The following is a 20,482-nucleotide window of genomic DNA, read 5'->3' on the forward strand; positions in this document are numbered from 1 at the left end:
CATGTGCATCATCGTTTTAGATATAAGGAGTGCTCGGTAAGACATCCCACTGTGCTTGCCAGTCGGCACCATCACAGGTGGTGTGTTGCGCACTTGCGCGGCCGATCAGGCGATCGAGCAGTGCGAGGCCGGCGTCCCAGTCGCCAAGGTTGGAATCGGCATTGATGTGGCCAGCCTCCCCCGCGTCGACCAGTTCGACGCCCCAGCGCGAGCCCCAGTCGACGGCATAGCAGTGCGGCATCCACGGGTCATTGCGGCTGGCAACGAGCACGGCAGGAAACGGCAAGGTGCGCTGCGGCAACAGCTCGCGCACGCCAAACTTGTCCGGATCGGCCGGTGCGACAAGCAGGATGCCCGCCACCGAATCGCGCACCTCACCTGCTGCGTGTGCCTGGGTGGCCCAATGGAGCGACGCCAGGCAGCCGAAGCTGTGCGCAACAAGAACCACGCGACGCTTCTGCCGAGACGTCGCACGCTCGGCCAGTGCCGCGCGCACCGTTTCACCCACGCGTGCCGACCAGCGCGGCAGCTCGGGTGTCGACCAATCCGTCTGTTCCACACGGTGCCACGCCGGAAAGCGCGCCTCCCAGCGGGTCTGCCAGTGCCCTGGGCCGCTGCCATGCAGACCGGGCACCGTGACGATCGTCACGTCAGCCGGCCAGTGCCAGTCGCGTGCCGCGCGTTTGTCCGGCGAGGTATCGGGCGAAGTTGCCAATGCACTGCGTGCCATGAACACATCCTTGCAGTCGCCTGCCGGGTGACCCGGCCAGGCGGCTATTCAATGAGAGAAAAACCTGCGCATTGCTGCTGCACCAGCGGCGCCTGCGCCATCGGTGCGCGCGTCGGCGATGTCATCACCAGTGGCTCGGGCGCTGCCGCGGGTTCCGGTTCTGGCTCGGCACCGGGCAGCACGCTCCCTTGCACGTAAGTGATACCGGCAGCGCGCGCCAGCTCGAGATCGCTCGGGCGCTCGCAGCGGCGCAGGGTCAGCGTGACACCCAGCTCGCGTGCCGAATCGGCCAGCGACACCACATGCCGCGTCACCCAATCGCGCCGCGCATCGAGCTTCAGATACGCCGGCTTGGCGTGCACCAGCAGCGCGCCTGCTTCCGCCGGGTCGGATGCCTGCACCGCCACGGCAAAGCCGTTGCGCCGGTAGTTGTCCACCACGAACAGCAACAGGCCCAGATCGTCATTGGCCGTGGACGGCACCTGGATGACGAACTGCTCCGGCGACAGCCCCAGCGCTGTCACCGCACGATGAAACGCCTTGCCGTGGTCGGCCGCCACCGCTGCCAGCAGGCGGCCGTGCACGTTGAGAACCAGCCGCCGCGCATCGGTACGGGCAAAGTAGTTGAGCGTATGCACCAGCCGGCACAGGCGATCGAGTTCCACCAGCGTGCTGTCGTCCGACGCCAGCGAAAACAGCTTCCAAGGGTTCAAGCCCAGATCACCATCGCGCGCCCACGTGCGCATGAGCGCCTCGTGGCCGGCGGGGGCAAGGGAGCCATCGGCGGCAAGCTGCCAGACCGGTTCAAACAGGCTGGTGAGCGCGCAGTGGAAGAACTGGCCCTGCACGCGGCCGGCGGCGTCGCGCCACAGTTGGCGGTCGGGCGTCGGCGCGCTCGGCAGGGTGCCGAGAAATTGTGCGAGTGCGGTGGTGTGCATGAGACTCATGGGATTGGGCTCCTTGTTGGGTCGCCGCCTCCTCCCCGTCCTTACAACTTGGCGATCGATACTTCAGTCGCCTTCACCAGCGCAACCACTTCACTGCCGATCTTGAGGCCGAGGTTGTCGACCGAGCGCGTGGTGATGACCGAAGTGACGATGCCGGCCGGGGTCTCCACGTCGATCTCCGAGAGCACGTCGCCCCGGATGATCTCCTTGATCTGCCCGCGAAATTGATTGCGTACGTTGATCGCTTGAATACTCATGATGATGATCCTTATTAGATGACAACGGCACTACGTGCCAATGAATGTTTTCGGGAGAAACTTCTACAGCGGCTTACACGGCCCAGCGCACGGCGGTGGCCGACACATCAAAGGGTGATGCCCACGCCGTGTGCGAACGCACATCGGTCACTTCATTCGGATCGATCTTGCGCTGCATCACGCGGTTGAGGATGGCCTCTTCCAGGCGTGCAAACGCGGGCGAACCCCGGTGGCGCGGACGCGGCAGATCGATGCGCTCATCCAGTGCGATGCGGCCGTCTTCGATCAGCACCACACGGTCGGCCAGCGCCACCGCCTCGGCCACGTCGTGCGTGACCAGCACGGCGGTAAAGCCCAGGCGCTGCCACAGGCCTTCGATCAGGTTCTGCATGTCAATGCGGGTGAGCGCATCGAGCGCGCCCAGTGGCTCGTCGAGCAACAGCAGACGTGGGCGGTGCACCAATGCGCGCGCCAGTGCAACACGCTGGCGCTGTCCGCCTGACAGACGTGCCGGCCACTCACCTGCACGCTCGGCCAGGCCCACTTGCGCGAGCACTTCGGCGGCCTGCGGGCGCTGCGCTTTCGGCAGGCCCAGCGCGACGTTGTCGAGCACCTTCTTCCATGGCAGCAGGCGGGCATCCTGGAACATCACACGAGCATCGTCGTGCAGCCCGCCTTCGGTCTCGCCGTCGCGGCGCAGGTGTCCATCGTCAATGCCTTCCAGCCCCGCAATCAGCCGCAGCAGCGTGCTCTTGCCGCAGCCGCTGCGCCCGACGATGACGACAAACTCGCCCGGCGTGATCTCCAGATCGATGCCGTGCAGCACTTCGCGGTCGCCATAGCGTTTGACGACGTGTTCGATATGCAGCGCCGTGCCGTGGTGTTCCACGCGTTCCAGCTCAGCCTGCTCGGTCGCGTTGCTTTGCATGTGTTTCTCCAATTCAGCTTAAGCAGCCGCTTGATAACCGGGGTGCCAGCGCAGCCAGAAGCGTTCCAGCGCACGCGACAAGAGATCGGCCAGCTTGCCCAGCAGCGCGTAGAGCAGGATGCCCAGCAGCACCACATCGGTCTGCAGGAACTCGCGCGCATTCATGGTCATGTAGCCGATGCCGGCTTGCGCGGAGACTGTCTCCGCGACGATCAACGTCACCCACATCAGCCCCAGCGAGAACCGCACCCCCACCAGGATCTGCGGCAACGCACCGGGCAGGATCACCTCGCGGTAAAGCTGCGCACGCGACAAGCCATAGCTACGCGCCATCTCCACCAGCGCTGGGTCCACCGAACGGATGCCGTGATACGTGTTCAGGTAGATCGGGAAGAACACGCCCAGCGACACCAGAAACAACTTCGCCGATTCATCAATCCCGAACCACAGGATGACGAGCGGAATCAGCGCCAGCACCGGGATGTTGCGCACCATCTGCAAGGTCGTGTCGAGCAGTGTTTCCGCCGTGCGGAAGGTGCCGGTCAGCAGCCCCAGCGCCAGCCCCAACGAACCGCCAATCGCAAAGCCCAGCAGCGCGCGCCACGTGCTCACGGCCACGTGCGTCCACAGCTCGCCCGAACGCGCCAGTGCAACGGCGGATTTGGCCACGTCCAGCGGCGCCGGCAGGATGCGGTTCGACAGCCAGCCCCACTGGGCGGATGCCTGCCAGAGCACCAGCAGCACGAGCGGCACGATCCACGGTGCAAGCCGTTGCCGGGCCGCACGCAGGAAGGCGTTTGCCTTGGGTTTCGATTCGGATGCCATTGCCCTGCTCCTCTCGTTTCAGCTTGCGGCCACGCGCGGCACGATGCCGGTGGCAATCACTTCGCCAAACGGCCCGTTCAGCACGTTGCCAGGCAACCGAGTGTGATCACCCCCGCGCACTGAGCGCGGCAGCAGCGGGAACACCAGCTCGGCAAAGCGGTACGCCTCTTCCAGATGCGGATAGCCGGAAAGCACGAACGTATCGATGCCCAGGTCTGCGTACTCCTTCATGCGTGCGGCCACGGTTTGCGGATCGCCCACCAGTGCCGTGCCCGCGCCGCCGCGCACCAGGCCCACACCGGCCCACAGGTTCGGGCTGATTTCCAAGTCGGCTCGGCTGCGTTTGACGCCGTTGGCGTGCAACGCGGCCATGCGCTGCTGGCCGGCGGAATCCATCTTGCGGAAAGCCTCCTGCGCGCGGGCCACGGTGTCGTCATCCAGTTTGCTGATGAGCTTGTCGGCAGCGGCCCATGCTTCCTCGTCCGTTTCACGCACGATCACGTGCAAACGGATGCCGAAGCGCACCGTGCGGCCATGCTTGGCCGCACGCTTGCGCACGTCGGCAAGCTTCTCGGCCACAGCGGCAGGCGGTTCGCCCCAGGTGAGATAGGTGTCGACCTGCTCGGCCGCCAGTTCATGCGCAGCTTCCGACGAGCCGCCGAAGTACACCGGCGGATGCGGCTTCTGCACCGGCGGATACAGCACCTTCGCGCCCTTCACGCTCAGGTGCTTGCCGGTGTAATCGAGCGCAGCGCCTTCGTGGCTGGCGGCCAGCGTCTCGCGCCAGATACGGATGAATTCTTCCGATGCCTCATAGCGCTCCGCATGGTTCAGGAACAAGCCATCGCCTGCCAGCTCAGCCGGGTCACCACCCGTGACGAGGTTCACCAGCAGACGGCCCTGCGACAGGCGGTCGTACGTGGCGGCCATGCGTGCGGCCAGCGTGGGCGCCATCAGGCCTGGGCGCACTGCCACCAGAAAGCGCAAACGCTTGGTGACCGGAATCAGGCTCGCGGCCACGATCCACGGGTCTTCGCACGAGCGGCCTGTGGGGATCAGCACGCCCTCGTAGCCGAGGGTATCGGCGGCCACGGCCACCTGCTGCAGATAGGTGTGATCCACCTGGCGTGCGCCCTCGGCGGTACCGAGGTAGCGGCTGTCGCCGTGAGTCGGAATGAACCAGAAGACTTGCATGACAGCTCCTTGGAATATGTGCGGATCAGGCTCGGGCGATGGCCTGTTGTGCAGCGCTCGGATGCCAGACGATCTCCACCGGTTTGACCGCACGCGGGATCAACCCAAGCCCATGGAAGGCATCGGCCACGCGCTGCTGCTCGGCAATCGCCTCGGGCGTGAGCGGTCGCACCGGTGATGGCGGCCGGCGCGAGAGGAACAGATGTACCGTCGCCAGCGACAGGCCAGAAAAGTCCGCAATGCGCTGCGCCGCTTCCTTGCGGTTCTCCTGCACCAGACGATCCGCACGCGACAGCTCGGCAAAGATCGCGGCCAGCGTGTCGCCGTGCCGCTCGGTAAAGGGCGTCGGTGCGAAGTAGAACGAGTTGTTGGACGTCAGCCCGCGCCCCGTGGCCAGCACACGCGGCTTGATGGCGAGTTCGGTGGCGGCGTAGTACGGGTCCCAGATGCCCCAGGCGTCTACCGCGCCGCGCTCGAAGGCGGCGCGTGCATCGGCAGGTGTCAGGTACACGGGCTGGATGTCGGCAAACGTCAGCCCGCCCTTCTGCAGCCCGCGCACGATCAGGAAATGCGCGCTCGAACCCTTCTGCAATGCGACGCGCTTGCCTTTCAGGTCCGCCAGCGTCTTGAGCGGCGAGCCCTGCGGCACGAGGATGGCCGAGCTGTCCGGCTTGGGCGGCTCCACACCCACGTAGCGCAGGTCCTTGCCCGCTGCCTGTGCAAACACGGGCGGCGTATCGCCGGTAATGGCCAGATCCAGGCTGCCGGCAGACAGCGCCTCCAACTGCTGCGGCCCGGCCGGAAACTCCAGCCAGCTCACCTTGGTGTCAGGAAAGCGCTGCTCCAGCGCACGGCTCTCCTTGACGATGACGAGGTTGACCGCGCTCTTCTGAAAGCCCACGCGCAACTGCGCGGGCGGTGTGATCTTCGGCAGGCTGGCGGGTGTACCCGCCGCGTTGGCAGCGTGGGCAACAGGGCCGAGCGCGGCCAGCGATGCACCTGCAGCTGAAGCCGTCAGCCAGCGGCGGCGTTGAATATCGATGGTCATGGCGATCAGCGTGCGGCTTGTTGCGAGGCAGACTGTGCGCTCGGGTTCCAGGCGGAATCCGCCACCTTCACCTGGCGCGGGATCAGTTTGAGCGTGTGGAAGGTGTCGGCAATGCGCTGCTGGTCGGCCAGCGCTTCTGGCCCCACCGGCTGGATGCCGTATGCAATGCGCGAAACCGAACGCGCCACCACGGCCGGGTCCAGCCCCAGTTGCGGGCCGAGGATGACCGTCACGTCCTTCGGATTGGCCGCCGCCCACGTGTCGGTCTTCTTCAGTTCATCGAGCACGATGTTCAGCACGTCGGGACGCGCAGTCGCATAGCCCTTCGATGCAAGGAAGTACTGCGAGTTGTTCACCACGCCCGTGCCGTCGGCCAGCACACGTGCGCCAAGTTGATGCTCTGCTGCGGCAAAGAACGGGTCCCAGATCACCCACGCATCGATCGCGCCGCGCTCAAAGGCGGCACGCGCATCAGCGGGAGTCAGATAGACCGGCTGGATATCGCTGTAGGGCACGTTGGCCTTCTCCAGCAGCTTCACCAGCAAGTAGTGCACGTTCGAGCCCTTGTTGAAGGCAACGCGCTTGCCCTTCAGATCGGCCACGCTCTTGAGCGGCGAATTCTTCGGCACGATGATCGCCTCGCCGGCCGGTGCGGGCGGCTGGTTGCCGACGTAGACGAGGTGCGCACCGGCAGCCAGCGCGAAGATGGTCGGCGCTTCACCCGTGGTGCCGAAGTCGATGGCGCCCACGTTCAGCCCCTCCAGCAACTGCGGGCCAGCAGGAAACTCGGTCCACTTCACTTCAATGCCTTGCGCGGCAAGGCGCTTTTCCAGCGTGCCGCGCGCCTTGAGCACCGTCAGCGTGCCGTACTTCTGATAGCCGATACGGAGTTGCTTGGCGGCGGTCGGGGGCGGTGCATCGCTGTTGGCAAACGCGGCGGGCGCGCCAAGCGTGGCGAGCAGCGTAGCGGCGATAGTCAGGGTTCTGCGCAAAGGCGAATGGTTTTTCATGGCGAGTTCAGTCGATGCGGGATGTAGGGGCGGCACGCGCCGCGCGCAGGTGCTGCGCGGCATGACAACAACGGGAAAGCGTTGAGCTGCTGGTGTAAGGCGACGCGCGTTCAGCGCATCACGCCAGACATCGCATTCGCTGGGCGTCAGCTTGTGCGGCCGCACGTGCGGCGCTGCGGCTGGAGACGATCACTTGCGCCACAGTCGGATGCCGTGCCAGCGCCAACGCCTGATGCACGCGCTCCACGCCGTCGTCCAGACGCTGTTGCAGCGATGGGTCGACCACCACGCCGTCATCGGCCACGACGATCTGCGAATCGACGGCAAAGATGCCGGGCAGGATCGAGCGCGCAGCCAGTGCCGTCAGCACCGGGCGCAACGCGTAATCAATCGCCAGCGTATGGGCGAGGCTGCCGCCGGTGGCGATCGGCAGCACGACCTTGTCGCGCAGCCCGCTCTGCGGCAGCAGATCGAGAAAGGTCTTGAGCAGGCCACTGTACGCAGCCTTGTAGACCGGCGTGGCAAGAATCACCACCCCGGCAGCCTCCACCCGCGCCACCGCATCGGCGATGGCGGGGTCGGACACCTGCGCGCCCAGCAGCGCATCGGCTGGCAGGCTGCGCAGGTCCAGGTGGTCCGCCCGCTCGCCGGCGCGCTCAAGCTGCGCGCGCACGTGGCCCAGCAGGCGCGCAGACCGCGATTGCGCCGAAGGGCTACCGGAGATGGTCAGGATTTGCATGATGCGGATCACCCGATGTCGTGTTGGCTTGGGCCTTACTTGCCCGGTTGGTAGAGCTGGTCAAACTGGCCGCCATCGGCAAAGTGCGTCTTCTGCGCCTTCTGCCAGCCTCCAAACGTGTCGTCGATGGTCACCAGCCTCACCTTCGGGAACTCGCTCTCGTGCTTCTTGGCCACCGTCGGGTCGGTCGGACGATAGAAGTTCTTCGCGCCAATTTCCTGCCCTTGCGGCGTGTACAGGAACTTGAGGTAAGCCTCTGCGGCCTTGCGCGAGCCCTTCTTGTCGGCCACCTTGTCCACCACCGCCACCGGCGGCTCGGCCAGGATGGAGACAGACGGCACCACCACATCAAACTTGTCCTTGCCTTCCACGCGCGAGGCCAGCAACGCCTCGTCTTCCCACGCGATCAGCACGTCGCCGATACCACGCTCGGTGAACGTGGTGGTTGCACCGCGTGCGCCCGAATCGAGTACCGGTACATTCTTGTAGAGCTTCTGCACGAAATCCTTGGCCGTTGCGTCCGAGCCGCCCGGCTGCTTGAGCGCATAGGCCCATGCGGCCAGGTAGTTCCAGCGTGCGCCGCCTGAGGTTTTCGGGTTGGGCGTAATGACGGCAATGCCCGGCTTGACGAGGTCGTTCCAGTCCTTGATGCCCTTTGGGTTGCCCTTGCGCACCAGGAACACGATGGTGGACGTGTACGGCGAGGCGTTGTTCGGCAAGCGCTTCTGCCAGTCCTTGGCGGTCAGGCCCTTCTCAGCAATGGCGTCAATGTCGTAGCCGAGTGCCAGCGTCACCACGTCGGCTTCCAGGCCATCGATGACCGAGCGGGCCTGCTTGCCCGAGCCGCCGTGCGAGGCGCGCAGGGTGATGTCTTCACCCGTTTCGGCCTTCCACTTCTTGGCGAACTCGGTGTTGATCTCTTTGTACAGCTCGCGCGTCGGGTCATACGACACATTCAGCAGCGTCGTAGCAGCGTGCGCGCCTACGGTTCCCCCCGCCACGATGGCAGCCGCCGTCGTACGAACAATCGCGTTGAACACAAACTTGCGAATCATCTTGCTGGCTCCGTTTCTTACGTCTTATGGATTTGGATAGGAGCAAGACTACCGAGCGGGCCTTGTACGGGGAACGAATGGTTTCAGGGAATGTTCATCGTTTTTTGCATAAGAAGGCGTGGGAGCGCCTCTGGTGAGAGGCAAACCCTCAGGGGTGAGAGTTCGAAGGTCGTGGTTGTGTGTCAAACCCTCGTCGTTGAGTGTCGGACGGTCATGCGTGACGGTTTACCCTTCACCGTTGAACCTCTGACCGTCATGGATGGCGGTTTACCCCTCACCGTTGAACCTCTGACCGTCATGGATGGCGGTTTACCCCTCACCGCTGAGCCTCAGACGGTCATGCGTGACGGTTTACCCCTCACCGTTGAACCTCTGACTGTCATGGATGACGGTTTACCCCTCACCATTGAACCTCAGGCCGTCATGCGTGAGAGCTCACGTTTGAGTGTTTGAGGGACACCACCCTTTCGTTCCCTGCCCGGGCCGAGAAATCCAAGCACGCCCGGAGTGTTGAACCGGTTGAAGTGCCTGAAAAATAGGCGCCATAGGCTAGACTGAATAACAGTCGCCTCTGTTCTGAGGCGGCCAACGCCCTGGGCACAGTTCACTGCGCAGGGGTAGGTACGACTTCAGATGCGCAGCGAATCGCCCAGGGAACCAGTGCGGCGCCTGCAACGTTTGCCTCGGTAGCTTTCGCGCTCAAGCTTGCAGACGCTCAGAGTGTTCCCCAGCGGCTCACGCGGCCGGGGCGCTCTGCAAAAAGAAGGAGGTGCCCAATGAAAACCTCGCGTCTGCTGTCTGCCGTCGAATCACCCTCACGGGTGATTCCTCAAACCAGAATCCCTCCCCCAACCCAGTTCATGCCCCGGCATCTACGCGGCGCCCTATGCGGCATCGGCCTCGTAGCGCTGGTATTGGGATCCCCCCTTGCCGGCGGACAAACCATCCTTCCACCCACATCCACGGTTGCGTCGACGGTGCCGAGCAACCACGACGTCAATCCGTACGGCATTGCCTTCGTGCCGGCCGGCGTACCTGCGGGGAACATGCTGCAGCCTGGGGACGTGGTGGTGTCGAATTTCAACGCGGCCTCCAACAAACAGGGCACGGGATCGACCATCGTGAAACTGGTGACAGACGGCAAGCCCGTCACCTTTTTCCAGGGACCGAATCTAGGACTGACCACCGCGCTGACTGTGCTCAAGAGCGGGTATGTGCTGGTGGGCAACCTACCGACGACGAATGGCACGGTGGTGACCACATCCGGCTCGCTATTGGTCATCACCCCGCAAGGCAAGCTGCTCACCGAGCTGAAAGATCCAGTCCTTCTGGACGGCCCGTGGGACCTGACCGTCCTCACTGATAACGGCCCGCAGGTTTCCGTGTTCGTATCGAACGTGTTGAACGGCACGGTGGCCAGGATCGATCTCAACATCGGCGCGGGCGGCGCCACGCTCTTGCAAAGCTCGCACATCATCGCGAATGGCTACACGTTCCGACCCGATTCGGCAGCGCTGGTGGTCGGCCCAACGGGATTGGCCTATGACGCGGGCCACGATGTGCTGTATGTCGCGTCAACGAACGACAACAAGGTGTATGGCCTATCGAGCGCGTCGGCAATCGCACATGCAAATGGAAGGGGAACGGTCATCTTTGCAGACGCGAACTACCTCGCCGGGCCGTTGGCATTGGCCTTGGCGCCCAATGGAGATCTGGTGACAGCAAACGGCGACGCGATTGCCTCGGGTCAGAATCAACCCAGCGAAATCATCGAGTTCACACCCCAGGGGCAGTTCGTCGCAGAGATGCAGGTTGATCCGTCTGCGGGCTCTGCATTTGGCCTCGCATTTGGACTGAGCAGCAGTGGCCAACAGCAATTCGCGGTAGTGAACGACAGCACGAACACCGCTATCGTCTGGACGTTGCGTTAGATGGCGGGCAATTGACCTTGGGGAGGCAGGGTCCGCCGGCCATCGGCAATCTGCGCTTTGCGCGAGGGGATGAAGCAAGGAGACACCAGCAACAATCGCACAATAAAAAGCCGCCCTGGATCACGCCAGAGCGGCTTTTCAGCCTTTACCGCACCACTCAGTGCACCACGCGCTCAAGGTCCCCTCGCCACAATGGCAGCCGCGATAGCGGTGGACACAAACATGCCAATCATCTTGCTGGCTCCGTGTCTTACGCCTTATGGATTTGGATTTCAGAATGAAAAACACCCTACGAGCGAGATCCACGCGTAGGGTGAACGTCGTCATTTCAATGGCCGCGAGACAGGCGACGTGGCCTAGTCGTTACCCGCGAGCTGTTCATCACGATTCCACCAGCCACCGCCCAGCGCCTGCAGCAGCGCAACAGAATCAGTCAAGCGATCGGCGCGTGCCTGTACAACCGTCACCAACGCTTGCTGATACGCCTGCTGGGCCTGCAACACGGCGGGCGAGCCGACCATGCCAGCTGCCAGTTGGCGTTGTGCCATGCCCAGACTCTTGCGGGCGGCCTGTTCGGCTTTGTGCGCGCTCTGCAGGGAACGCGCATCGGCGGCAATCGCATGCAGCGTATCCGATACGTTCTGGAATGCTGCCAGCACGACGCTGCGATATTGCGCGGCGGCCTGGTCATAGGTGGCCTCTGCCGCGCGCTGCTGGTGCATCAGACTGCCGCCGCGAAACAACGGCATGGCCAAGCCGCCCGTGAGACTCCAGAACCCGGTCCCCGTGGTGAACAAGCTGCGCAGCCCCTCCGCCGAGCTGCCGATGTTGCCCGTGAGCGTGATGCTCGGCAGGCGTGCCGCCTTGGCCACGCCAATCTCCGCGCTGGCCGCATGCAGCTGTGCCTGCGCGGCGCGAATGTCAGGCCGCTGCTCGACCAGTTCCGACGGCAGGCTCAATGGCAATGCTGCCGGCAGGTGTAGCGTGTCCAGCTCGAACGTCTGCGCAATCTCTTCGCTCGGGTAGCGCCCCGCCAGCACGGTGATGAGGTTGCGCTGTTGCGCCAGTTGTTTTTCAAGCGGCGGCAAGGTGGCCTCGACCTGCGCAAGCTCCGCTTCCTGTGCGGCCACATCAGCACCGCCCTGCAGCCCGGCCCGCTGCTGCTTGCGCGTGGTCTCCAGTAACTGGGTGGCCACCCGCACGGCCTCCTGCGTTGCCTTGACCTGCGCACGCAGCGAGGCCTCGGTAATCGCCGCGTTCACGACGTTGGAAGTCAGCGTCAGGTAGGCCGCCTCGTACTCGAAGCGCGCGACCTCTGCCTGGGCTGCTGCCGATTCCACCTGCCGCCGCACCCCACCAAACACGTCCGGCGTATAGGACACGGCCAACTGCGACGTATGCAGCGTGTAGAGATTGGCGTTAGATGACAGCGGGCTGGCGATGGCGTTGGCCTCTTGCGCACGCTTGGACCCATGTTCAGCGTCGAGCGCGGGAAAGAAGCCGCCCTTCTGCGCGGCCAGCGTCTCCCGTGCGGCGCGCAGCGCAGCCTTGGCCGATTGCAGGTCGGGGTTCGCCTTGAGCGCCTCTTCCACCAGCGTATTCAACGCATCGGAGCCGAACAGCGTCCACCACTTTGCCGAGACGGCCTGCCCCTGGTTCACCCGCTGGGATTGCCCACCTTCTGTGGGTGTCGCTACGGTGGGCGCGGGCGTGTTGGCCGTGTACCCAGGCACGTCAGGCGCATCAGGGCGCTTGAAGTCCGGCCCCACGGCACAGCCTGCCACCGCTGCCGACAGCAATACGCCTGCGGCGATACGCGTGATCTGATGCATTACAACTCCCCTTCCATTGCGACACGGACGGCTGGACCTGCCGCGTGCAGGCGTCGAGCGGCGTACGCCTCAATCAGGTAATACAGCGCGGGCAGCAGCACCAGCGTGAGCACGGTCGCGCTCACCAGCCCGCCCACCACCACGGTGGCCAGCGGCCGTTGCACGTCACTGCCAAGGCCATGCGCCAGCGCTGCCGGGATCAGGCCGAGCGCCGCCACGGTGGCCGTCATCAGCACCGGACGCATGCGCTCGCGTGCACCGCCCATCACCGCATCCTTCAAGCCAATACCCGGCTGTTGCCGCCAACGGTTCAGGTTGGAGACCATGATGATGGCGTTGAGCACCGCCACCCCAAACAGAGCAATGAAGCCCACGGCAGACGACACGTTCAACGTCATACCGCGCAGGTGCAGCGCAACCAGGCCACCCAGCGCCGCCAGCGGCACCGCGCAGAGGATCAACGCCGGCTGGCGCAGGTTCTTGAATTCGGCAAACAGGAGCACGAACATCAGCGCCAGCACCATCGGCAGAATCAGCGCCAGGCGAGCCTGCGCACGCTGCTGGTTCTCGAACTGGCCACCCCACGCGATCTGGTTGCGGGTGTGGTCGTACTGGATCTCCTGATCGATGCGCTGCCGGGCTTCCTCCAGAAACGAGGCCAGATCGCGGCCACGCAGGTTCAGGCGCACGGTCAGGTGACGCTTGTTCATCTCACGGGTGATGGTGGTTTCGCCCTCGGCAAAGCCGACACGCGCGATCTGGGCCAGCGCCACATGTGCGCCGTTGGCTGCGGTCAGCGTCAGGTTGCCGATCGCCTCGGGGTTGTTGCGCGAGGTGCCGACAAAGCGCGCGGCCACGTCGTAGCTGCGGTCTTCCGCAAACACCTTCGTGACGGGGCTGCCGCCAATACCGGTCTGAACGAGGTCCATCACGTCGGCTATGTTGATGCCCAGGCGGGCAGCGGCCGCGCGGTCCACGTCAATACGCACCTGCGGCAACGGCGGCTCCTGATCGATGATCACGTCCTGAGCGCCGGGCACTGTCTTGAGCAGACGCTCGATAGACGTGGCCAACTGCCGGGTCTGCGCAAAGTCGTTGCCGTAGATCTTGACCACCAGATCGCTGTGCGCGCCGGCCAGCTTGTCGAGCACGCCATCGATCATCGGTTGCGAGAAACCCACCTGAATGCCGGGCAACTGCCGGAAGCGCGCGTCCATCTTGGCAATCAGCTGCTGCTTGTCTCGGCCGGTCTTCCACGTGCTGTACGGGTGCAACGTCACCGCGCTCTCAATATGCGACGGCGTGAACGGGTCGGTACCCTCGTCATTGCGCCCCACCTGCGTAACGATGTGCTCGACCTCCGGAAACTCCAGCGCGGCCTCGCGCAGTTGGCCGGCCATCTCCGATGCCTTCTCCAGCGAAATGCCGGGCGGCAGTGTCACCTGCAGCCAGATCGAGCCCTCGTCCAGGTACGGCAGAAAGTCTCGCCCAATGGTCGCGCCCAGGATCACCACGCCGGCCAGCGTGGCCACGGCCAGGCCGATCACGGCACGCGACTTGCCCACCACGCGGTTGAGCAAACCCTCGTAGCGCGGCGTGAGCCACTCCAGCACCTGGTTGTGGAACACCTTGGCCGGTTTGCGATACGCCCAGTACGCCAGGCCGGGAATCAGCAGCAGCGCCACCAGCAGCGCACCCAGCAACGCAAACCCGACTGCAAACGCCATGGGCGAGAACAGCTTGTACTCAATGCGCTGGAAGGCCAGCAGCGGCAGGTAGGCCACGATGATGACGAGCATGCCGAAGAAGATCGGGCGCGTGACCTGGCGTGCGGCGGCCAGGATGTCAGCCCCCTCCAGCTCGCGCCCGGCATCTTCTTCGCGCTTGCGCAGGATGTTCTCCATCATCACGATCGCACCGTCAACGATGATGCCGAAGTCGATGGCGCCCAGCGACAGCAGGTTGGCCGGAATCTTGAAGTGGTGCATCAGGATGAAGGCCGCCAGCAACGACAGCGGAATCGTCACCGCCACGATCAGCGCGGCGCGCGGGCTGCCCAGGAACAGCAGCAGCACCAGCGACACCAGCACCATGCCCTCGATCAAGGTCTTGCCAACCGTGTGGACGGTGGCGTCGACCAGCTTGCTGCGGTCGATGTACGCCACCACCTTCACGTCCTTGGGCAGGACGTGTTCGTTCAGGTCACGCACCGCCTCGTGCACACCCTTCATGACGCGCGACGGGTTCTGGCCGCGCAACAGCAGTGTGATGCCCTGGATGGTGTCCGGGTTATGGTCCTTGCCGAGAATGCCGTTGCGCTCGTGGTTGCCAAGCACCACCTGGCCGATGTCCCTGACCAGCACCGGCACACCCGCCTTCTGGCTCACGACAATGTTGCCGAGATCATCCAGGTTGCGGATCAGGCCAACGCCGCGCACCACCAGCCCTTGTTCACCGCGCTGCATGATGCTGCCGCCCGCGTTGGCGTTATTGGCCTGGATGGCCTGTGAAATCTGGCTCAGTGACACGTTGTACTTGGTCATCCTGGCCGGATCGAACTCCAGCATGAACTGCGTGGTCAGGCCGCCAAAGTTGGCGACATCCACCACACCGGGCACCTGCTTCAGGCGCGGGATGACCTTCCAGAACTGCAGCTCGGACAACTCGCGCAGATCGCGCGTCTTGGATTCGAGCGTGTAGCGGTAGATCTCGCCGATGGGCGAGGTCAGCGGGTCCATCTCTGGCTTGGCGCCGTAGGGCAGATCGACGCCGTTGATGCTCTCCTGCAGGCGCTGGCGCGACCAGTAGTCTTCCACGCCATCCTGAAACACCACGGTGATCAGCGACAGCCCGAAGGTGCTCTTGGAGCGCATCACATGCATGCCCGGCGTGCCCATGACCGCGCGCTCGAGCGGAATGGTGATCTGCTGCTCGACCTCTTCCGCTGCCAGCCCATTCACCTGCGTCACGATCTGCGAACTGGTGTCGGCAATGTCGGGATAGGCTTCCAGCGGCAATTGCTTCCACGAAACCCACCCGTACAGCGCCGCGAGCAGGAAGACCAGCACGACAATGCCGCGCCGGTTGAAGCACAGGGTGACGAGACGTTCAATCATTGAGCAACACTCCGTCCTTGGTCACCACACGCTCGCCGGCCTTCAACCCTGCGAGCACCTCGATCCGGTCGCCCACTTGCGCGCCCGTCTTGACGACACGGGCTTCGAACTGCCACGGCGCGACCTCGACAAAAGTGCGTGTGTTGAAACCCGACTGCACCAGCGCCGACATCGGCACGACCGTGCCCGTGTGCGGTTGCGCATACAGCGTCGCCTGAGCAAACATGCCGGGCTTCAGACGCCCATCCTTGTTGTCGAACACCATGCGCACCTTGACCGTACGCGTGTCGGGGTCGAGCATTTCGCCCACGTAGCGCACCTTGGCATCCAGCGGCTCGGCATAGGCATCCAGCTTGACCACGGCCGATTGGCCGACATGGATCTTCGCGACATCCTTCTCCTGCACGTTCGCGGTCACGAACACGCGCGAGAGATCGGCCACCGTCATCACCGATGCGTTGTTGTCGTTCCAATACCCGCCCGTGGCGCCATTGAGCTCGACCACGCGGCCCGAAATCGGCGAGCGCACCGACAGGATGTGCCCGCCCGACACCTTGGCGCCACCCTTGGCACCAAGCTGCGCCAGACGGTTGTTAGCGCGGTCCGCCTCGCTAGCAGCCTGCGCGTGCTCGCTCTGCGCCTGCTCAAGATCGCGCCGCGGCGTGATTTCCGATTTGTCGAGATCCTGCAAGCGATCCAGGTTCTTCCTGGCCAGCACCAGCGCCGCCTGCGCCTTGGCTGCCGCGCTGGTCGCTTCGGCCAGATCGGCGGAATCGAGCGTGAACAGCACATCACCAGCCTTCACCTCATCGCCCAACTGCTTGTTCAGGCTGACGATGCGGCCCGCCAACGGCGGCAGCACCTTCACAAGCTTGCCCGGGTCCGCCTCCACCGACGCAGGCAGCACGAACGCCGCGGAAACAGCATCCTCAGACACCGGCGTCACCACCAGCGAGCGCCGCAGCGGCGAGGTTTCAGGCACGACGATGCGGTCATTCTTGTGCAGCACCGCCGCCACGGTGGGCGCACCAGGTTCCTTGGCATGCAGGGACAGTGCACCCCACGTGCACACGCCCGCCACAGCAACCGCAATGACGCTGTAGAGAAATCGTTTAGAAGAATTCGAGGAGGCCTGCATGGCGTGCTCCAATACATGCATGTTGATGTTGTGGGCACCCGTTCGATGTGGATGCGGGCGCTATGCTACGTATTCATGCTGCAGTGCAACCTGAATTCTTCTTCAGGAACTCGCGCAGGTCGCATTGCTAGAATCCCGCCGTTTCCTGGACCCTCCTCCCGGCCATCCGATGAACATCCTGCTGATCGAAGACGACCGAAAAGCCGCTCGGCTGCTGGCGCGAGGCCTTGAAGAAGAAGGCTTTAAGGTGGCCACGGCACACGCGGCGGAAGAGGCCGAACCGCTGGTCCGGTCGGCCGATCTGGTCATCCTCGACTGGATGCTGCCGGGCAAAGAAGGTGTGACGTTTTGTGCAGAGTTGCGCCAGCGTGACATCCAGACCCCGATCCTGATGCTGACCGCACGGGACGCACACGCCGACCGGATCGCCGGCCTCAATACTGGCGCCGACGACTATCTGACCAAGCCCTTCGTGTTTGACGAACTGCTGGCCCGCGTGCGCGCCCTCTTGCGGCGGGCAAAGCTGGCGCCGTTGCCCGTGCTCGCCATTGGCGACCTGCGGCTCGAACCGGCCACGCGCTCCATCAGGCGCGCAGACAGCGCCATCGACGTCACCCCCAAGGAATACGCCCTGCTGGAGCTACTGATGCGCCATGCCGGTGAGGTGGTGAGTCGAGCCCAACTCGCTGAGCACATCTGGCACGCCGATCTCATCGCCATCGACAACCTGATCGACACGCACATGAAAAACCTGCGCCGCAAGATCGACCCGCCGGGCCTGCCGACGCTCATCCAGACGGTGCGCGGACAAGGTTTTCGCCTGAGCGCACAAACGCATTCCCATGTTTAGCTTTCAGCGGCGCCTGATCCTTGCGCACTGGGCCGTGATCGTCGTGATCGTGACCGGTGTGGCATCCGCCGCGTGGTGGGAGCTTTCGCGTATCGCGCATCGGCAACTGGATGCGGCACTGCTGGCGCTGGCGGAAACCGAGGCCGGCATGCTGCACGCCAGCAGTGGTCAGCCGATCCGCGTGCATGAAAAACCGACCGGTACGGCACCGCCCTCGCTGGTGCGCCTGGACCGTCTGGTGCAGATCGTCGATGCACAGGGCGACGTGCTCGCGCGCAGTGCCAACCTGGGCACGACCCGCCTGCCATCGTCCCCCGTATTGCTCGGCCGTCTTGCACAAGGCGAAACGGTATTCGAGACCCTGCAGAACTTCAGCGAGGAGCCGCTGCGCATGGTGTCGCTGCCAGTGCATACCGAACCTGGTACGCCGCCCTTGGTCGTCCAGGTTGCCGGATCGCTCGATGACGTCAATCGCATCCTGGACTCGGCCGTCGTGCTGTTCGTCGGCCTGGCCGCTGCGCTGCTGCTCGCCGTCGGCACGGCCGGTGCCATGCTCACGCAACGGGTCTTTCGCGCCATCGACAACGTCGTGAAGCAGGCCCGCAGGATCGGCGACAACAACCTTGATGAACGCCTGCCCCATCCCGGCACCTCCGACGACATCGGCAAGCTCGTGGATACGCTCAACGACATGCTCGACCGCCTCGAACACGCCTTCGACATGCAACGCCGCTTCACGGCCGACGCCTCGCACGAGTTGCGCTCGCCGCTCTCGCGCTTGCGCACCGAGCTTGAGGTGACGCTGCGGCGCGAGCGCAGCCGAGAAGACTACATTGAGACCCTGCACTCTTGCGTAGACGAAGTCGGGCGGCTCACGCAAATGGTGGGAGAGCTGCTGATGCTCGCGCGCCTGGATGCAGGCCAGGGCCAGGAGAGCGAAGATGCAGTGTTGATGACCGATCTCGTGCAGGAGTGCATCCAGCGCGTCACCCCAGCCGCCCAAGACCGCGGCATCGTGCTGAACACCCAGGCGGGGACACATCAACCGATCTGGATTGCCAAGGCCCCTGCAACGCTGGCCCTGGCCAACCTGCTGGATAACGCTGTGAAATTTTCACCGGCAAACACAGCGGTTGAGATTGCGTGGTCGACCGAGCACGGCGATGCCATCCTCCAGGTCAGCGACCATGGCCCCGGCGTGGCTCCCGCAGAGTTGCCGCACATTTTCGAGCGCTTCTACCGCACCGCCCAAGCGCGGGCCAGCGATACACCAGGCACTGGCCTGGGGCTGGCACTCTCGCAAGCCATCGTGCAGGCGCATGGCGGGCGAATCGACGTAGCCAATGCCCTGGAAGGCGGCCTGATTTTCCGCATCAGCCTGCCCTTAGCCACCGTGGCCCTCGGCTTCTAATCAAAAAAAAGCCGCCCCGGACCCCTCCAGAGCGACTCCCAAGGAAAACCACTCAACCAATCACCTCCCCGCCCCGCGAATCGAATCCGGCGAGAAATACGCCTCATTGAACTGAGCGCTGTTGTTCAACCGCGCCGGCCTCCCCGCATTGGTCAACCGATCCGCCAGATACGACCCCGCCATCAGGTCCTGATAGAACGTGACCGCCGGGTAGTACCGATGCGCGTCATAGGCATAGAACGAGGACTGCAGGTTCGTGCGCCACAACTGCCCACGCGCGTCGTAGTTGTCGGCCAGTGCAGCCATCCAGGTGTCTTCGTCCAGGTACAGCACGCGCTTGGCGTACTGGTGGCGGAAGCCCGATTTCAACGTCGCTTCCAGCACCCAGACGCGGTGCAGTTCGTAGCGGATGACATCCGGGTTGGGATGGTTGGGTTGCAGCAGATCCGCGTATTTGACGCTGGGTTCGGCCAGCTTGTAGTCGTGATACGGGATGTAGATTTCCTTCTTGCCGATGACCTTCCAGTCATAGCGCTCGCCGGAGCCGTTGAACAGGCGGTCGTCATCCACGGTGCGGAAACCACCCGGGCCCTGCGGCTGGTCAAACCCAAACTCCGGAGCCTGTCGCACCCGCCGCGTGCCGGGGTTGTATGCCCAGGTCTTGGCGGTGTCGGAGCCTTCGCGGTCCCAGTAGGTTTGCGAGACGATGATGTTGCCCCGCTCGCGCAGCGGCAGCTCGGTCTCGACACGGGCGAAGGTCCGGTTGATGAGCGACGGCGCGTTGTCGAAGGTGCTGCCGTTCATCGGCGACCAGATCTCGTACTTCCACTTGCCCCAGGCGATCTTGCCGTCGGGGTACACGACCGCCTGGTCATACACGGCCGCTTCGTCGGCAATGGCCGAAGAGAACCGCAGGTTCCACATCACCTCCAGGCCGCTCTTGGGCACGGGGAACGGCGCGGTGGGCGGATAGTCCTTGAGGCCGTTCGCGTCGGGCGTGAGCTGCGTCTTCTGCGCGTGCTCACGGATCGCCTTGTAGAGGGCGCCGTCGTAGCGGAAGTCGCGATGGCTCGGATAGATCACCATCTTGAACGTTGCGGGGTACAGCTTGAACATTGCGAGCTGGCCGTCGCTCAGGTGCGCGCGGTACTGCGCAACGTTCTGGGCGGTGATCGTTGCCAGCGGCTTGTCGGCTGCATACGGGTCGGGATACGCATCGCCCGGCCGGAATGCCACGCCCGGCGGCGGGCCCTGCCATTTGCCGCTCCAGGCAGGGATGGCGCCGTCACTGCTTGCGGCGCGCTCGGCCCCCATGGGCGTGAGCGAACCGTCCAGGCGTTTCACTTCATCCGGCGTCATCGCGGCAAAGGATGGTGCGCCCAGTTGGGCGCCGGCCATCACGCCGGCGATGGCGCACAGCAGGAATGTCCTGTTCTTCATCGTCTCTCCTCCAGTCTTGTTGGGTGATCCT

Annotated in this window: 18 protein-coding genes; 4 read left to right on the forward strand and 14 right to left on the reverse strand. The window is 64.2% G+C overall.

The annotated features are described in order from the left end of the window. Positions 1–16: 16 nt before the first annotated feature. The 10 genes from PI87_RS01565 to PI87_RS01610 form a co-directional block, all read right to left on the reverse strand. Positions 17–730: an RBBP9/YdeN family alpha/beta hydrolase gene (locus tag PI87_RS01565; RefSeq protein WP_039595926.1), complete on the reverse strand. Its 714-nt coding sequence runs from the start codon at positions 728–730 to the stop codon at positions 17–19. A gap of 44 nt (positions 731–774) precedes the next feature. Next, complete coding sequence (locus tag PI87_RS01570; protein ID WP_039595927.1) at positions 775–1,677, reverse strand: EAL domain-containing protein; 903 nt, start codon at positions 1,675–1,677, stop codon at positions 775–777. Between the two features lie 41 nt (positions 1,678–1,718). Continuing rightward, positions 1,719–1,934, reverse strand: a complete 216-nt coding sequence (locus PI87_RS01575; RefSeq protein ID WP_024975856.1) for a TOBE domain-containing protein — start codon at positions 1,932–1,934, stop codon at positions 1,719–1,721. A 73-nt stretch (positions 1,935–2,007) separates the two neighbouring features. Next, positions 2,008–2,862, reverse strand: a complete 855-nt coding sequence (locus PI87_RS01580; RefSeq protein WP_039595928.1) for an ATP-binding cassette domain-containing protein — start codon at positions 2,860–2,862, stop codon at positions 2,008–2,010. 18 nt (positions 2,863–2,880) lie between these two features. After that, positions 2,881–3,687 carry an aliphatic sulfonate ABC transporter permease SsuC gene (ssuC, locus tag PI87_RS01585; RefSeq protein ID WP_039595929.1) on the reverse strand — a complete coding sequence of 269 codons (807 nt, stop codon included), beginning with the start codon at positions 3,685–3,687 and terminating at the stop codon, positions 2,881–2,883. Positions 3,688–3,705: 18 nt separating this feature from the next. Continuing rightward, positions 3,706–4,881, reverse strand: coding sequence for an FMNH2-dependent alkanesulfonate monooxygenase (ssuD, locus tag PI87_RS01590; RefSeq protein WP_039595930.1), 1,176 nt, complete (start codon positions 4,879–4,881; stop codon positions 3,706–3,708). A 25-nt stretch (positions 4,882–4,906) separates the two neighbouring features. Then, positions 4,907–5,929, reverse strand: coding sequence for a sulfonate ABC transporter substrate-binding protein (locus tag PI87_RS01595; RefSeq protein ID WP_039595931.1), 1,023 nt, complete (start codon positions 5,927–5,929; stop codon positions 4,907–4,909). A 5-nt stretch (positions 5,930–5,934) separates the two neighbouring features. Then, positions 5,935–6,939, reverse strand: coding sequence for a sulfonate ABC transporter substrate-binding protein (locus tag PI87_RS01600; protein WP_039595932.1), 1,005 nt, complete (start codon positions 6,937–6,939; stop codon positions 5,935–5,937). Positions 6,940–7,057: 118 nt separating this feature from the next. Continuing rightward, positions 7,058–7,678, reverse strand: a complete 621-nt coding sequence (ssuE, locus tag PI87_RS01605; RefSeq protein ID WP_039596422.1) for an NADPH-dependent FMN reductase — start codon at positions 7,676–7,678, stop codon at positions 7,058–7,060. A gap of 35 nt (positions 7,679–7,713) precedes the next feature. After that, the gene (locus tag PI87_RS01610; RefSeq protein ID WP_039595933.1) at positions 7,714–8,733 is read right to left on the reverse strand and encodes a sulfate ABC transporter substrate-binding protein; all 1,020 of its coding nucleotides are present in this window, start codon (positions 8,731–8,733) and stop codon (positions 7,714–7,716) included. Between the two features lie 213 nt (positions 8,734–8,946). On the opposite strand from PI87_RS01610, the gene PI87_RS01615 reads away from it, so the two are divergent. Both PI87_RS01615 and PI87_RS01620 read left to right on the forward strand, forming a co-directional pair. Beyond that, the gene (locus PI87_RS01615) at positions 8,947–9,186 is read left to right on the forward strand and encodes a hypothetical protein (protein WP_157003044.1); all 240 of its coding nucleotides are present in this window, start codon (positions 8,947–8,949) and stop codon (positions 9,184–9,186) included. Positions 9,187–9,710: 524 nt separating this feature from the next. Beyond that, entirely contained in the window at positions 9,711–10,664 is a 954-nt protein-coding gene (locus tag PI87_RS01620; RefSeq protein WP_039595935.1) for a hypothetical protein, read from the forward strand. Positions 10,665–11,020: 356 nt separating this feature from the next. Here the strand turns inward: PI87_RS01620 and PI87_RS01625 are convergent, their stop codons facing one another. Genes PI87_RS01625 through PI87_RS01635 form a run of 3 tightly spaced genes read right to left on the reverse strand, consistent with a single transcriptional unit; the run spans position 11,021 to position 16,750 of the window. Further along, on the reverse strand, positions 11,021–12,496 hold the full coding sequence (locus PI87_RS01625) for an efflux transporter outer membrane subunit (RefSeq protein ID WP_052321359.1): 1,476 nt from the start codon (positions 12,494–12,496) through the stop codon (positions 11,021–11,023). Further along, positions 12,496–15,612 carry an efflux RND transporter permease subunit gene (locus tag PI87_RS01630; RefSeq protein ID WP_039595936.1) on the reverse strand — a complete coding sequence of 1,039 codons (3,117 nt, stop codon included), beginning with the start codon at positions 15,610–15,612 and terminating at the stop codon, positions 12,496–12,498. The genes PI87_RS01625 and PI87_RS01630 overlap by 1 nt, the downstream gene beginning before the upstream one ends. Further along, positions 15,605–16,750, reverse strand: a complete 1,146-nt coding sequence (locus tag PI87_RS01635) for an efflux RND transporter periplasmic adaptor subunit (protein WP_039595937.1) — start codon at positions 16,748–16,750, stop codon at positions 15,605–15,607. Before PI87_RS01635 ends, PI87_RS01630 begins: the two co-directional genes overlap by 8 nt. 169 nt (positions 16,751–16,919) lie before the next feature. On the opposite strand from PI87_RS01635, the gene PI87_RS01640 reads away from it, so the two are divergent. Beyond that, positions 16,920–17,600 (forward strand): response regulator transcription factor, encoded by a 681-nt coding sequence (locus PI87_RS01640; protein WP_039595938.1) that lies wholly within the window; start codon positions 16,920–16,922, stop codon positions 17,598–17,600. Continuing rightward, positions 17,593–19,011: a sensor histidine kinase gene (locus tag PI87_RS01645; protein WP_039595939.1), complete on the forward strand. Its 1,419-nt coding sequence runs from the start codon at positions 17,593–17,595 to the stop codon at positions 19,009–19,011. The genes PI87_RS01640 and PI87_RS01645 overlap by 8 nt, the downstream gene beginning before the upstream one ends. A gap of 60 nt (positions 19,012–19,071) precedes the next feature. Here the strand turns inward: PI87_RS01645 and PI87_RS01650 are convergent, their stop codons facing one another. Then, the gene (locus PI87_RS01650) at positions 19,072–20,451 is read right to left on the reverse strand and encodes a DUF1329 domain-containing protein (protein ID WP_039595940.1); all 1,380 of its coding nucleotides are present in this window, start codon (positions 20,449–20,451) and stop codon (positions 19,072–19,074) included. Between the last annotated feature and the right edge of the window lie 31 nt (positions 20,452–20,482).

The sequence above is a fragment of the Ralstonia sp. A12 genome (assembly GCF_000801955.1).
Taxonomy (GTDB): domain Bacteria; phylum Pseudomonadota; class Gammaproteobacteria; order Burkholderiales; family Burkholderiaceae; genus Ralstonia.